The organism is Paraburkholderia sp. UCT2 (assembly GCF_014397665.1).
Taxonomy (GTDB): domain Bacteria; phylum Pseudomonadota; class Gammaproteobacteria; order Burkholderiales; family Burkholderiaceae; genus Paraburkholderia; species Paraburkholderia tuberum.
In genome coordinates this window covers 33,071-46,573 of record NZ_VZQO01000016.1, presented here as the reverse complement: position 1 = coordinate 46,573, position 13,503 = coordinate 33,071, and the positions used below count along the sequence as shown (strand labels likewise).

12 protein-coding genes are annotated in these 13,503 nt (G+C 61.5%); 6 read left to right on the top strand and 6 right to left on the bottom strand.

What is annotated here, in order from left to right:
- Positions 1 to 21 precede the first annotated feature (21 nt).
- From F6X39_RS15460 to F6X39_RS15450, 3 genes are all read right to left on the bottom strand, one after another.
- Entirely contained in the window at positions 22 to 717 is a 696-nt protein-coding gene (locus tag F6X39_RS15460) for an SDR family NAD(P)-dependent oxidoreductase (protein WP_184065002.1), read from the bottom strand.
- A 63-nt stretch (positions 718 to 780) separates the two neighbouring features.
- Positions 781 to 1,575 (bottom strand): enoyl-CoA hydratase/isomerase family protein, encoded by a 795-nt coding sequence (locus F6X39_RS15455; protein ID WP_090808869.1) that lies wholly within the window; start codon positions 1,573 to 1,575, stop codon positions 781 to 783.
- Between the two features lie 75 nt (positions 1,576 to 1,650).
- Positions 1,651 to 2,847 carry an amidohydrolase family protein gene (locus F6X39_RS15450; protein WP_187617233.1) on the bottom strand — a complete coding sequence of 399 codons (1,197 nt, stop codon included), beginning with the start codon at positions 2,845 to 2,847 and terminating at the stop codon, positions 1,651 to 1,653.
- A 239-nt stretch (positions 2,848 to 3,086) separates the two neighbouring features.
- On the opposite strand from F6X39_RS15450, the gene F6X39_RS15445 reads away from it, so the two are divergent.
- Positions 3,087 to 4,508 (top strand): MFS transporter, encoded by a 1,422-nt coding sequence (locus tag F6X39_RS15445; RefSeq protein ID WP_262414715.1) that lies wholly within the window; start codon positions 3,087 to 3,089, stop codon positions 4,506 to 4,508.
- Between the two features lie 109 nt (positions 4,509 to 4,617).
- Here F6X39_RS15445 and F6X39_RS15440 read toward each other — a convergent pair whose 3' ends face one another.
- Complete coding sequence (locus F6X39_RS15440; protein WP_187617232.1) at positions 4,618 to 5,412, bottom strand: IclR family transcriptional regulator; 795 nt, start codon at positions 5,410 to 5,412, stop codon at positions 4,618 to 4,620.
- Between the two features lie 248 nt (positions 5,413 to 5,660).
- Here F6X39_RS15440 and F6X39_RS15435 point away from each other — a divergent pair, with 248 nt between their 5' ends.
- Positions 5,661 to 6,425 (top strand): SDR family NAD(P)-dependent oxidoreductase, encoded by a 765-nt coding sequence (locus F6X39_RS15435; RefSeq protein ID WP_018425469.1) that lies wholly within the window; start codon positions 5,661 to 5,663, stop codon positions 6,423 to 6,425.
- Between the two features lie 387 nt (positions 6,426 to 6,812).
- Here the strand turns inward: F6X39_RS15435 and F6X39_RS15430 are convergent, their stop codons facing one another.
- Positions 6,813 to 8,054, bottom strand: coding sequence for a CaiB/BaiF CoA transferase family protein (locus F6X39_RS15430; RefSeq protein ID WP_187617231.1), 1,242 nt, complete (start codon positions 8,052 to 8,054; stop codon positions 6,813 to 6,815).
- A gap of 47 nt (positions 8,055 to 8,101) precedes the next feature.
- Complete coding sequence (locus F6X39_RS15425) at positions 8,102 to 8,896, bottom strand: crotonase/enoyl-CoA hydratase family protein (protein WP_184032260.1); 795 nt, start codon at positions 8,894 to 8,896, stop codon at positions 8,102 to 8,104.
- A gap of 218 nt (positions 8,897 to 9,114) precedes the next feature.
- Here F6X39_RS15425 and F6X39_RS15420 point away from each other — a divergent pair, with 218 nt between their 5' ends.
- From F6X39_RS15420 to F6X39_RS15405, 4 genes are all read left to right on the top strand, one after another.
- The gene (locus F6X39_RS15420; RefSeq protein WP_187617230.1) at positions 9,115 to 9,891 is read left to right on the top strand and encodes an enoyl-CoA hydratase; all 777 of its coding nucleotides are present in this window, start codon (positions 9,115 to 9,117) and stop codon (positions 9,889 to 9,891) included.
- Between the two features lie 107 nt (positions 9,892 to 9,998).
- Positions 9,999 to 10,985 (top strand): NAD(P)H-dependent flavin oxidoreductase, encoded by a 987-nt coding sequence (locus F6X39_RS15415; protein WP_187617229.1) that lies wholly within the window; start codon positions 9,999 to 10,001, stop codon positions 10,983 to 10,985.
- A complete protein-coding gene (locus tag F6X39_RS15410; RefSeq protein ID WP_187617228.1) occupies positions 10,982 to 12,169 on the top strand; it encodes a CaiB/BaiF CoA transferase family protein in 1,188 nt (395 codons plus the stop codon). Before F6X39_RS15415 ends, F6X39_RS15410 begins: the two co-directional genes overlap by 4 nt.
- 13 nt (positions 12,170 to 12,182) lie before the next feature.
- Entirely contained in the window at positions 12,183 to 13,475 is a 1,293-nt protein-coding gene (locus F6X39_RS15405; protein ID WP_187617296.1) for an acetyl-CoA hydrolase/transferase family protein, read from the top strand.
- The last annotated feature ends 28 nt before the right edge of the window (positions 13,476 to 13,503 follow it).

Genomic DNA, 13,503 nt, shown 5'->3' with positions numbered 1-13,503 from the left:
GCTATTTCCGGTTCGGGATCTTTACGTACGCCCGGTGACAGGAATCAACGCACCGGTCACCCCCGACGCGGCGCCAGACGCGAGAAAGAGAATCACCTCGGCGATTTCTTCAGGCCGTACCCAGCGGGAAAAGTCAGCGTCGGGCATATCCTTGCGGTTCTGTGGCGTATCGATGATGCCTGGCAAGATAGCGTTGACGGTAATGGAACGGCCTTTGAGTTCTTCGGCCAGCGCCTCAGTCAAACGCATCACCCCCGACTTCGAGGCCGCATACGCTCCCATGCCCGCGCCCGCCTTCAGCGCAGCGCCGGCTCCAATATTGATGATGCGTCCGCCTTCCGCGCTGTCGGCAATATGGTCGAGTGCCGCTTTCGACGCAGTCGCCGCCGTGCGCACGTTCGTCCGGTACATCAGATCCCAGGTGTCGAGACTGCCGTCCGCCAGCGTTTCCCAGCGAAAGCCTCCCGCTACATTGACGATCGCATCGAGCTTGCCAAGCTGCTCGACGACCGCGGAAAGCGCCGAGCGCGCCGCATCGAGATCAGTCAGCTCGACGCCTCCTCGCCACCAGGAAGCGTGCAACTGCTCCGCGCTCGCGTTCTCCGGTTCGAGCGCCTTGTCGATCAGCGCGACCTTCCAGCCGTTCTCGGCAAACACGCGACCAACCGTGCGCCCAAGCGTGCCGAATCCACCCGTTATCGCCACTACCCGTTGCATGTGCATCTCTCCCTCGCCGCGCCCGGCGCCGCCTGTACCGCTGGCGCCGGACACTGTAAAAGCTCAACGTCCCTTGAACACCGGCTCGCGTTTCTCGCGAAACGCGTTGACCGCCTCCTGATGGTCTTCCGTCAGGTTCGACAGCGCCTCGTATGCAATCGACGCGTCGAGAATGGCATGCGCAAGTTGCTTCAGGCCGATGTTGATCGACGCCTTGGTCCACTGGATGGCGCGCGAAGCGCCGTTTGCGAGACGCTTCGCCATCGCGTCGACCACGGCATCCAGCTGGTCGGCCGGTACGGCATGATTGATGAGACCCAGTCGTGCCGCCTCTTCCGCGGTGACGAGATCCCCCGTCAACAGGTATTCCTTGGCCTTCGCATAGCCCACGAGCTGCGGCCAGATCACCGCGCCGCCATCGCCCGCCACGAAGCCGACTTTCACGTGCGGATCGCCAATCTTTGCGTGATTGGCCGCGTAGCTCAGATCCGAGAACAGCGCGATCGTCGCGCCGAGACCAATTGCATGACCGTTGATCTTGGCGATGACCGGCTTCGGACAATCCAGCATCGAGAAGACAATTTTCTTTGCACGCTGCATGCCTTCGAGAAACAGCGTGGGATTGTCGATGACCTGCTGCATATGCTCGATATCGCCGCCCGCGCTAAAAGCCCGCCCTGCGCCCGTCAACACCACGACACGGGTCTCAACGTCCTCGGCGACATCGAGAAAAAGCCGCGACATCTCAATGTCCATTTGCTCGTCGAACGCGTTCAACGTTTCCGGCCGGTTGAGCGTAACGGTCAAGACGCCGCCTTCGCGTTCGAGCAATAGCGCCTGATAGTCCGAAATATTCATGGCTAACCTGTTCATAATGAAGAAATCGCGCGGGACGGACAGACCGTCTGCCGCCGCCGACCGGTACAAGACCGATTACACGTGCAGCGGAATGAACCGGCGGCCGTTGTCGTACATGATCTTGCGCGTGTCTTCTTCCGAGAGCCCATTGCATGCTTCCGACGCGAAGTCCTTCGGTTCGGGCACGCCTTCCGCGTGCGGATAGTCGGAGCCCATCAACAGGAAGTCCGACGATCCCGTTTGAGCGATGATCTGGGCGATGTCGTCCTCCGGATACGCGACCACGAAGACATTTTCCTTGAAGATCTGGCTCGGGCGTTTCTTCAGCTGACCGCACGGCCAGTAGCCATTCTTCGCCATCCCCCGGCACTTGTCCATTTTGACGAGCAGCGAAGGCACCCATTCGGCACCGTTTTCGGCGCTGCACAGCTTGACCCGCGGGAAACGCTCAAAGAAGTTGTAGAAGATGAACGACGACAGCGTTTCCATGACCGGCCGCTCGCCGTAACCGTGCATCCAGACAAAGGCGGTCTGACGCTGGCGCGACTGCTGCACGGGCTCGCCCCACACCGCCATATGATCCTTCATGTAGATCGCTTCCGACACATGGAAGGTGACGCGCACGCCCGCTTCGTTGAGGACCGACCAGAACGGATCGAAGTACGGATCCGCAGGTGCACGGCCATTGAACGGCCCCATCGGCATCAGGATCACCCGCACACCGTTCGCAACCAGCCACCTGGCCTCGGCGACAGCCGCATCGAGATCGTCGAGCGCGACGACCGGCGTCGTGTAGATGCGGTCTTTGTAGTTGAAGCCCCAGTCGTCGAGCATCCACTGGTTATACGCATGCAACACCGCATTTGCCGCAACGGGCTCGTCGAGGTAGGAAATACACGCGACCATTTCGCCGATGTACATCGTGCAGGCTTCAACACCGAAATCGTCCATCTTCTTCAGGCGCGCGTCGCGGTTGAACATGTCCGGCGTCGGCGAAACCCGCATATCGACGTTATCCTTGCCATCCTTCATCGCGCGCAGCCATTCATGCAGCTTGCCCGGCGGCGGAACGTGCCCCTCGGCCGATGTGTAGCCCTCGCTGATTTCCACCTTCCGGTCGCCCACATACATGCAGCGGTTGCCGTCTGCCGTGACACGGCTGGTAAAAGACCAGTCCTTCCTGAACTTCTCGGGCAAATGACGGTTGAATGCGTCCTCGACTTCGTAGAAGTGCGTGTCGGCGTCGTAGATCTTCCCTTGATACGTTTGCATGGTCTCGCTCCTGATTGTGGGGAGCGCTTCAGAACGTGCGCCCTTGAGAGAAGTATCGGGTCAAGCCATCGACCAAAAAACTCTCATATCGAACTCGAAAACGTCGATATCGATTTGATATCGGGCGGTGGCCTCTCGACCCTTGCGGTCGGTATCGAACTCTCCAAAAAAAAACATAAATACGAACGCCGTTCGCATATAAGTATAATCGAAACGAAGACACGCAACCGGAGACGTTTATGCAAGCCGAAGTACTCTCCCAGCCTGCACACCGAGCGCAACCGGTAGCGGGTCCACCGCGCGGGTTCACGATGGCGATCCTGCTTGCCGCGGTAGCGGCCTCGTCCGGCATCACCGTCATCTACACCGTGCTGGTCACGCTCTACAAGGCTTTTCCTGCGTCGAACTCCGTGAGCTGGACCGTCACCGCGTACTGGCTCGGCTCGGCCGTCTTTGCCGCCGTGAGCGGGCGACTCGGCGACCTGTTGGGCTACCGCCGCATCCTGCTCGTGGTGATATCGGTCGCTGCGGCGGGCGCAGTCGTGGCCGCATGCGCGACCGATGTCGGCATGCTCGTCGCGGGGTGTGCGATGCAATCGATCGCGGCAGGCATTACGCCACTCTCCATCGGGCTGGTTCGTGAGAATCTGCCACCCGCCAGGCTGCCTGCCGCGGTGGGGTTGATCAGTGCGGCAGGCATGGTGTCGGCGGGGCTGATCTACATCTGCGCGGGCGTTGTCGTGGATCACTATTCGTGGCAGGGCGGCTTCTGGTTCAAAGTCGCGCTTTGCGTCGTGGCCGTCGCGGCGGTACGCGCGTGGGCACCGCCGTCGCCACCGAATCCCGGCGTACGGATCGACTACATTCGAGGTCTCGCGTTCGCTCCGGCACTTTGCGCCATCCTCTTCGCCGTGCAGCAAATCCGCACGTGGGGGCTCGCCGATCCGCGGCTGTGGGGCTTGATCGCTGGCGGGATGATCGTGCTCGGACTCTGGGCACGCCATCAACACGGGGCGCGTCATCCGCTCATCAATGTGCGTCTGCTGAAGACGCGCGAAGTCGTGTTGGCCAATGCATGCATGGCATTCCTCGCGGCAGGCGCCATGCAACTAGGACAGGTCTTCTCGCTGCTCGCCCAGCAACCTGCCGGCGCGCACGCCGGATTCGGGTTGAGCGCGACGGCAGCCGGATTACTGATGTTCAGCATCAACATCGTCGCGTTGGTCGCGAGCCCATGGAGCGGCCGGGTTGCTGCCCGCTACAAGGCCCGGCCCGCTGCCTTGATTGGCATGCTCATACTGGCCCTAGGCTGGGCCTCGCTGATCGTGCTTCATCGCAGCCTGCTGCTCTTCGTTCCAGGTGCGGTGCTGTGCTCGTTCGGCCTCGCCTTCGCAAGCACGGCGCTGTACAACCAGATCGTGGAAGCGACGCCTGCACATCAGACAGGCGAGGCAACGGGCATGCTCTACGTTTTCTTCTCGTGTTTCTTCGCGGTAGGTGCCCAGGCGGTATTTGCGCTGCTGCGCAGCGCGACGGCGGGACACGACGGTGCATCGTTTCCGGCCGATAGTGGCTATGTTTCGGTATTCGTCTACATCGCCTGCAGTTCGATCGCCGGACTGCTGGTCGCCTTCATGCTGCCGAAGCGTCGTACACACTGACGGTCGTTGCGACCGATCCGTTGCGCGCGGGCGCAACGCTTCTTCGACCGCACCGCGACCGCGGCGCATTGAAGCACCCGCTTCACTGCGCCGCCGATCGACCGGCGAGTCACTCCTCTTCTGCCTGACCCAACGCAGACGCCCGCTGTGCGACTCTGATCATGTGCTCTTCGAGCCGGTGACGTTCGCGGTCGAAGCGTTCGAGCGGCGCACCAATTGCCATCGCTGCGATGACATTGCCATTCGGTCCGAAGATCGGCGACGACACGCCGGCCGAATCCGGCAGTAGTTCACCGCGACTCACCGACAGGCCGCTTTCGAGGATGTGGTCGAGTTCGTCACGCAACGCCTTCTTCGTTGCGATCGTTTGCGGGGTGCGGCGCTCGAATTTGACCGTCTTCATGTAGTCGTTAACGAAAGCGTCCGGTGCATGGGCGAGCAGCACGCGGCCCGCAGCCGTGCAATAGAGCGGGCGACGCAAACCGATGTGCATTGAATAGCGCACCGATTGCTCGCTCTCGATCACGTCGACATAGGTAATCTCTTTGTGTTCGACGTCAAGGACACCGACATACACGGTTTCATTGGTGCTCTTCGAGAGATCCACCAGGAACGGGCGCAGTATCTTCGAAAAATTCCACGCGGCCATCACGCCTGCCGACAACCGGAAGATCGACGGTCCCAGGCGATAGCGGCCTACGTCGTGCATCAAGTAGCCCTCCGCCACCAGGGGTCTCAGCAGATTGAGCAGGCTGCTCTTCGGTGACTCGAGAGCGACATTCAGTTCTGCTAGCGACATCCCGTCAGGAGACTTCGCCAGCACATCGAAAATTCCGAGGAGTCGGGTCAGCGAGCGCGGCCCGCTGACGTCCCGGTCCGCCGGCGCTGAGGTCTCTTTCAACATGATTTTCCCCATGAATTGACTGTATCGATTATACGTGAACTATTCACATAGTTTTACATCGATCAAAATTTGGCACACTTTTGCACCACCCGAATTCGGGAATACGCCAGGCGCTCCCTCACACAGCTTTGAGATATATTTGAACGACGTTCACAAATCTGGAATTCAGAAGCATCATCTTCCAGACCCTTTACGCAACACGCTCGCGCGTCGAACAGCAACATCAACCTTCACTTCTGGATTCACTCATGTACACGAAAAAACTGGCAGAAAAGGTCGCCATCGTGACCGGAGGCGGCCAAGGCGTTGGACTCGGCATCGCCCTTGCGCTTGCCACCGAGGGGGCGAGTCTGGTCCTCACTGGTCGCACGGAGGCCAAACTCACGCGGGCTGCTGAGGAATTGAGCGCCCTCGGTTCGCAAGTGCTGGTCGTGCCCGGCGATACGCGCAATCGCGCCGACGCCGTGCGGACGGTCGAGCTTGCCGTCGAGCGATTCGGACGTGTGGACGCACTCATCAACAATGCCCAAAGCAGCAGCCCGGGGGTGCCGCTCGAGTCCGTTACCGACGATGACTGGAGCAACACGCTCGAATCGGGCTTGTACGGCACGCTGTATTTCATGCAGGCCGCATTGCCGCGGATGAAGTCGCAGGGCCGCGGCGCCATCATCAACTTCGGCTCGCGCACCGGTATCGAAGGCCTCAAGGGATTCGGCGCGTACGCCGCAACCAAGGAGGGCATTCGTGGGCTCTCGCGTGTTGCCGCGCGCGAATGGGGCGTCTACGGCATTACCGTCAACGTCATTTGCCCGGCAGCGCTCACGCCTGCCGCCGAAGCCTACCTCGAAGCCAATCCTCAGGAACGCACTCGCTATCTCTCTGAAATTGCGCTTGGCCGCTTCGGCGATCCTCAGCGCGATATTGGACGAACAGTTGCATTTCTATGTAGTGACGACGCTAATTTCATCACCGGGCAGACTATCAGTGTGGACGGCGGACAGTCAATGCTTTAGTGCGTCTTTTTGAACACGGTGCAATATATGAAACGTTTAGTTGCATTATCGCGAGCCTCGATCCGAGGAGTGAGCTTCCCGCCGGGCGCGTACCACGAAGCTTGAAGAGCGATCAGGTGTTTCTCCTCTCACACACTTCGCGAGAGCGTGTGGAGTTTGGCCTTGGCTGCGGGACACCGAGCCAAGGCGTTTTTTCGCCGTTACCTTTGGGACTCGATCGCGTCCCCGACTTCTACGTGGTCTGTACATACGATACGGCTGTTGCTTCTCTCAGTCGTCACGACTCCCCCTTAGCTGCAACTTTTCACCATCTCCTCGATCACCTTCTTCGCGTCGCCGAACACGAGCACCACGTTGATCTTGCCGAACTCGCCGTTGATGTCCTTTCTATAGAACTTTCTTTTCGCGCAGGATATCGATATCCGACTGCGACATACTCAGCACATCACGCAGCACGTCGTCCGTATGTTGTCCGAGCGTCGGCGGCGCCCCGTACGAATCGATAGGCGTGCCCGACATCTTGACCGGATTGGCGACCATCCGAACCGCCTTATCCGTGAGCGGGTGCGCGACTTCGACGCACATCGCGCGTGCCTGCACATGCGGATCTGCGAACACCTGCTCCAGATTGTTGATCGGTCCGGCCGGCACCCCGGCGGCGTCGAGTGCTGCGAGCAGTTCGCCGCTCTGCCATTGAAGGATCAGCGGCTCGAACACTTCGCCCAGCGCGCGACGATTCTTTACGCGCAGCGCAATCTCGCTGAATCTTGGATCGCTAGCGAGCTCGGGGTGCCCCAGAACGTCACACATCCGCGCGTATTGCTCGTTGTTGCCCGCCACGATCATGATGTCGCGATCGGCGCAGCGGAACATGCGGGACGGCATCCCACCGTTGCCCTCGGTACCGCGCCGGATAGGAATCTGGCCTGAAACGAGATACTGGCTTGCATAGTGCGATGTGGCAGCAATCATCGCGTCCAGCAATGCCAGGTCGATGTACTGTCCCTGCCCGGTACCGCCTTGCGCCGCGTCGCGATGATAAAGCGCTGCGATGATCGCCGAAGCGGCGTACTGACCACACAGGATGTCCGCAAGACTGGGCCCGGTTTTCATTGGCCCGCCGCCCGGCACGTCGTCGCCGTTTCCGGTCACGCTCATCAGGCCACCCATCGCCTGGAAAATCGAGTCGTAGCCGGGGCGCGGGCTATACGGTCCGGTCTGACCGAATCCGGTTATCGAACAGTAGATCAGGCGCGGATTGACCAGCTTGAGGCTGTCGTAGTCGAGCCCGTAACGCTTGAGGTCGCCAACCTTATAGTTCTCGATCAACACGTCGCAGTGCGCCGCCAACGAGCGGATCAGCGCCTGGCCTTCGGCCGTGGAGATATCGCACGTGATCGACTTCTTGCCTCGGTTCGCGCTGATAAAAAACGTCGACTCGCGCGTGACCTTTCCCTCCCGATCCATCAGGAACGGGGGGCCGAATTGCCGCGAATCGTCGCCCTTGCCCGGACGCTCGACCTTGATGACCTCCGCGCCGAGATCCGCCAGCATCTGAGCCCCCCAAGGCCCGGCGAGAATACGGCTCAGGTCGAGTACGCGAACACCCGCCAACGCGCCTTTTGTCATAGCAAACGGTCCCCTTGAATTCACACCGGCTGCCCCGGAAGCTTGCATCAGCGTCCGACGAACTTCGCCGTACGTTTTTCGATGAAGGATTGAACGCCTTCCTTCGCGTCTTCAGTGTTGTAGAGAAACTGCTGGGTCGACTGAATCGTCGCGTAAGCATCCTGCCAGCCTTGTCCCAGCGAAACGCGCGCGTTCTGCATCGTGGCCTGCACGGCTAGCGGTGCCTGCGCCGCGATTCGCTCGGCGATCGCGAGCGCCCGGTCGAACTCCTGCCCCGCAGGCACGACATCCTGCACGAAGTTCATGTGCCGTGCCTCGTCTGCGGTGAATTCGTCGCCGGTAAGCAGTACCTTCATTGCGTTGCCCCAGCCGGCTCGCTGCACCATGCGGAACGTCGCACCACAACCTGCCATGATCCCCCGCTTGACTTCAAGTTGGGAGAAACGGCAGTTGTCGGCCGCAACAGCCACTTCCGATGCAAGCATCAATTCGACCGCGACCGTGAAGCAGATTCCCTTCAGCGCAATGACGACCGGCTTGGTACGCAGCGGCGCGCGCAAGTTGAACGGATCGACCTCGCCTTCAGGAAGCAGCGGTTTCCCTTCGCGGCGCAACGGCGCGACCTTTGGCATGTCGAGCCCTGCCGTAAAGTGATCGCCTTCGGCGTATACCAGCCCGCAAAAAATATCGCCGCTCTTCTCGAGCTGCGTGTAAGCCATGGCAAGCTCTCTGAACATTTTCGGCGTGAAACCATTGCGCTTTTCCGGCCGGTCAATGCCCATCAAGAGCAGGTTCCCACGCTGCTCAACGCGAATCTGTCCGTCCTCGTGACGAGTGGTCATGCAGTGTCTCCTCGCGGTGTTTTCCGTTAGCAATTCTGACCTCGCGCTCAATTGACAAAGCTGGGTCGCACATTCAGAATCATAAACGTCGTTCACAAAATTGGCAACGCACGATACGCTCCGACGCTGCCGCGCGGCGCACCGCAGACACGCAAATCATCGGCGAGCAGGCCCCATCCGGGCCTAGGTGTTCACCCTCATTCGTTCAAGGAAGAACCATGGCCTACGAGACGATCATCGTCGAAACGCACGGGAAAACCGGCTTGATCAGGTTGCACCGTCCGCAAGCCTACAACGCACTGAACAACCAGCTGATGGACGAGCTGACGGCGGCACTCGACGACCTCGAAACCGACCCCGCCATCGGCACCATCGTGATGACCGGTAGCGAAAAGGCGTTCGCCGCCGGCGCCGACATCAAGATGATGAACGAATGGACGTACATGGACGTGTACAAGAATCAGTTCATCACGTCGAACTGGGAACGCACGTCGCGTTGTCGCAAGCCGGTCATCGCCGCGGTCGCGGGTCTTGCCTTGGGCGGAGGCTGCGAACTGGCCATGATGTGCGACTTCATTCTCGCCGCCGACAACGCCCGTTTCGCCCTGCCCGAAATCACGCTCGCGACCATCCCCGGCGCCGGCGGCACGCAGCGCCTTACGCGCGCGCTCGGCAAATCGAAGGCGATGGAAATGATCCTCACCGGCCGCAGGATGGACGCCATTGAAGCCGAACGATGCGGCCTCGTGAGCCGCATCGTGCCCGCCGACACGCTCGTCGAGGAAGCGCTGAAAACGGCCGACGAGATCGCGCGATACTCGCAACCCGTCGTAGCGATGGCCAAAGAATGCGTCAACCGCGCCTACGAATCGAGCCTGGCAGAAGGCATCCTGTTCGAGCGGCGTATGGCGTATTCGACCTTCGCCACAGAAGATCGAAAGGAAGGCATGGCAGCCTTCGCCGAAAAGCGCAAACCCCAGTTTCGCGATTGTTGAATTGCTAAAAAGCGCCACGCTGTCGTGGCGAACAGAGCCCGCCAGGTTACGCGCGTCACGCGCATTTCTCTGGCACCCATACTTCCTATCCAGGCTACAGGCGCGCGATGAAACCGTATGTCAATCGCATTACTGAATTACTCGGCATTCAATATCCCATCATTCAAGGCGGCATGCGCTGGGTGGCGCGAGCCGAACTGGCGGCGGCCGTGGCCAATGCGGGCGGTCTCGGCTTCATCTCCGCGCACACTCATGCAAGCGCCGATGCACTCGCGCGCGAAATCGACAGGGTGCGTTCGCTCACCGACAAGCCCTTTGGCGTCAACCTGACCGTTCTCGGCGCCAATGTCGGTCTCGACTATGACGCGTATGTGCGCACGATCGTGTCTCAAGGCGTCCAGGTCGTCGAGACAGCAGGCAGCAATCCGGCGAAATACATCGCCGAGTTCAAGGCGCAGGGCGTCAAGGTCGTGCACAAGTGCGTGACGGTTCGCCACGCGATGAAGGCCGAATCGCTCGGCGCGGACGCCGCCAGCATCGACGGGTTCGAATGCGCGGGACACCCTGGCGAAGACGACATCCCTGGACTGATCCTGATTCCCGCCGCCGCCGACAAGCTGAAGGTGCCGATTCTCGCGTCCGGCGGCTTTGCCGATGGGCGCGGGCTGATGGCGGCTCTCGCGCTCGGCGCGGACGGCATCAACATGGGAACCCGATTCATGCTCACGCAGGAGTCCCCCGTCCACCCTGCGATCAAGCAACGGCTGCTGGAAGCGAGCGAGCGCGATACGGTGCTGGTTGGCCGCTCGATCGGCGATTCAAGCCGGGTGGTCAAGAACAGTGTGAGTCTCGCCGCGCTCGAACTCGAGCGCGCCGGCAACGTGACGCGCTCGGACCTCTACGCGCTGACCGGAGCACAGCGCTGGATGGACGCATTCGTGACAGGAGAAGTGGAAGGCGGCGCCTTCCCCGCCGGTATCGTGACCGGCCTCATTCACGACTTGCCGACCTGTGCGGAATTGATCGGTCGCATCGTGAAGGAAGCCGCCGCGATTGCGCAACGCCAGCTCGGCTTCAGCGCTGCTCTGGCATGAAACTGACCGGCCTTCGCGTCGTGGACCTGTCGCAATTCATGCCGGGTCCGTTCCTCGCCGCCAACCTCGCCGATCACGGCGCGCACGTCGTCAAGATCGAACCGGTCACCGGCGACCCCACCCGCGGCGCACCCGGCACCGACGGCGCGTTCTTCGCCGCGATCAACCGCGGCAAGCGCAGCATCGCGCTCGATCTGAAACATCCGGACGCACGCGAGGTCGCCCTCAAGCTGATGAACGAGGCCGATGTCGTGATCGAATCGTCGAGGCCGGGCGTGGCCGCTCGGCTTGGCATCGACTACGACACGATCAGCCGGACGAACCCGGGAGTCGTTTATTGTGCGATTACCGCATTCGGCCAAACCGGCCCGCTCTCTCAATTGCCCGCACACGATCCGGTAGTTCAATCGCTTGCAGGCACGCTGCCGCGCGATGGCCGGGGAATCCCAATTGCCACGGGACCGTCGCTCGCTGCGCTGGCCGGTTCATTGACGGCGTTGTCCGCCGTGTTGATGGCGCTGCTGCGCGCGCGGGAAACGGGGCGCGGCGACTACATCGACATGGCGCTTTTCGATGCGGCGCTCACATCGCAGCCGTATCTGAGCGGCCGCTTGCTCAACGCGCCGGACAGCCAATTGCGAGGGCCGACTGAAGGCGACAGCGGGCTCGCGTTGCTCGACACCTATGAGACCGCCGATTCGAAGTGGCTCTGCCTTGGCGGCCGGGAACACAGCTTCGCAACCAACCTGCTGACACCACTCGGCCGTCCGGATCTCGTCGCCGACGCGATCGGCCCAGCCGGTGAAGCCCAGATACGCGTCCGGGCGTGCCTGACGCAAATCTTCCTGACTCGCACACTCGATGAATGGCTCTGCTGGTTCGAAGGCCGAAACATCAGTGTGGCGCCGGTGCTCTCGCTCGCCGAAGCGCTCGACCATCCGCATGCGCACGAGCGCGGGATGGTCCAGAGGGATCCGTCCGGACGCAACCACGTTGCAAGCCCGATTCACTTCCGTTTGGAGCCTGGGTCGCCACCGCTCGCCGTTCCACACCTTGGCGAGCACACAGAACTCGTGCTGCGGAGCATTGGCTACAGCGACGAACGGATTGCGGAACTCGTCGCGACAGGCGCAGTACGTGGGCAGCACGACGAAGCCCAGGCCCTTGCGCAACCCGCCACCTGACGCAAACAACACCATGCCCTTACAGCTAGAGGCGGACGCCGTCGATTTCGCGTCCATCATCCGCCCCGGCGATACCGTCGCATGGGGCCAATCGAACGCAGAGCCCCTTGCGCTCACGCGCACTCTACTTCAGCAGCGGCACAGCATCGGCGCGTTCCGGGTCTTTCTCGGCGCCGGCAACTACGACACGTGCCGGCCTGAGCACGCGGACTGCATCGATTTCGTTTCGTACTGCGGGAGCGGCTCCAACCGCGCACTGGCCAAGGCTGGCGCGCTTGATATCCTGCCCTGCCATTATTCGCAGTTGCCAGAGATGATCGAGTCGGGTCAGCTATCGATCGACGTCCTGCTACTGCAGTTGGCGCCACCCGACGCGCACGGCCGCTACAGCTTGTCCGTCGCGCATGAGTATCTGATCCCGGCACTCGAGCGCGCGCGCGTCATCATTGCGGAAGTCAACGAACAGGCACCCTGGACTTACGGCGAGCGATATCTTCGCGACGACGACCTCGACTTCATTGTCCCGACGTCGCGCACTCTGCCCGAGAGTTCGCCCAGCGCCGTCAGCCCGACGGAGCTGGCGATTGCACGGCACACGGCCGGTTTGATCGAAGACGGCGCCACCATTCAACTCGGCCTCGGCGCGATTCCAGAAGCGATCCTCGCCTGCCTCGGCGATCGGCGAGACCTTGGCATCCATTCCGGCACGATCGGCGACAAAGTCGCCGATCTGATGGAAAGCGGCGTGATCAACAATGTGCGCAAGACCATCGACACGGGCAAGACCATTGCTGGCGTGATGATGGGGGGTCGCCGCATACACGAGTTCGCGCATCGAAACGACGCCGTGCAGTTTCGTTCGACCCGCTACACGCACGATCCGAACGTGCTCGCAAGCATCGACCGCTTCGTCGCCATCAACTCGGCGCTCGAGGTCGATCTGAGTGGCCAGATCAACGCCGAAATTGCCGGTGGCGTGTATGTGGGCGCGGTGGGCGGCGCACTGGATTTCCTGCGCGGCGCGCGGCGCTCGCGTGGCGGCGTTCCTGTCATCGCATTGCCGTCCACAGCGGGCAAGGGCGCGACCCGCATCGTCGCGTCGTTGAACGGACCGGTCAGCACGCCGCGCAGCGACGCCGCCATCGTGGTGACCGAATACGGCGTGGCCGATCTGCGCGGCCTGACGCTGCGCCAAAGGCGCGAACGCATGCTGGCAATCGCCCATCCGGATCATCGCAGCGCTCTCGATCAGATGGCGGGCGTCCCGCCTTCCAATCGCGTAAGAAGCGCGACGCTCGTCGGCTGATTGCAACCGCACCCGAATCAGAACTTCA

Coding starts and splice junctions, on each gene's coding strand:
- F6X39_RS15460 (WP_184065002.1), bottom strand. CDS start 717: ATGCAACGGGTAGTGGCGATAACGGGTGGATTCGGCACGCTTGGGCGC.
- F6X39_RS15455 (WP_090808869.1), bottom strand. CDS start 1,575: ATGAATATTTCGGACTATCAGGCGCTATTGCTCGAACGCGAAGGCGGC.
- F6X39_RS15450 (WP_187617233.1), bottom strand. CDS start 2,847: ATGCAAACGTATCAAGGGAAGATCTACGACGCCGACACGCACTTCTAC.
- F6X39_RS15445 (WP_262414715.1), top strand. CDS start 3,087: ATGCAAGCCGAAGTACTCTCCCAGCCTGCACACCGAGCGCAACCGGTA.
- F6X39_RS15440 (WP_187617232.1), bottom strand. CDS start 5,412: ATGTTGAAAGAGACCTCAGCGCCGGCGGACCGGGACGTCAGCGGGCCG.
- F6X39_RS15435 (WP_018425469.1), top strand. CDS start 5,661: ATGTACACGAAAAAACTGGCAGAAAAGGTCGCCATCGTGACCGGAGGC.
- F6X39_RS15430 (WP_187617231.1), bottom strand. CDS start 8,054: ATGACAAAAGGCGCGTTGGCGGGTGTTCGCGTACTCGACCTGAGCCGT.
- F6X39_RS15425 (WP_184032260.1), bottom strand. CDS start 8,896: ATGACCACTCGTCACGAGGACGGACAGATTCGCGTTGAGCAGCGTGGG.
- F6X39_RS15420 (WP_187617230.1), top strand. CDS start 9,115: ATGGCCTACGAGACGATCATCGTCGAAACGCACGGGAAAACCGGCTTG.
- F6X39_RS15415 (WP_187617229.1), top strand. CDS start 9,999: ATGAAACCGTATGTCAATCGCATTACTGAATTACTCGGCATTCAATAT.
- F6X39_RS15410 (WP_187617228.1), top strand. CDS start 10,982: ATGAAACTGACCGGCCTTCGCGTCGTGGACCTGTCGCAATTCATGCCG.
- F6X39_RS15405 (WP_187617296.1), top strand. CDS start 12,183: ATGCCCTTACAGCTAGAGGCGGACGCCGTCGATTTCGCGTCCATCATC.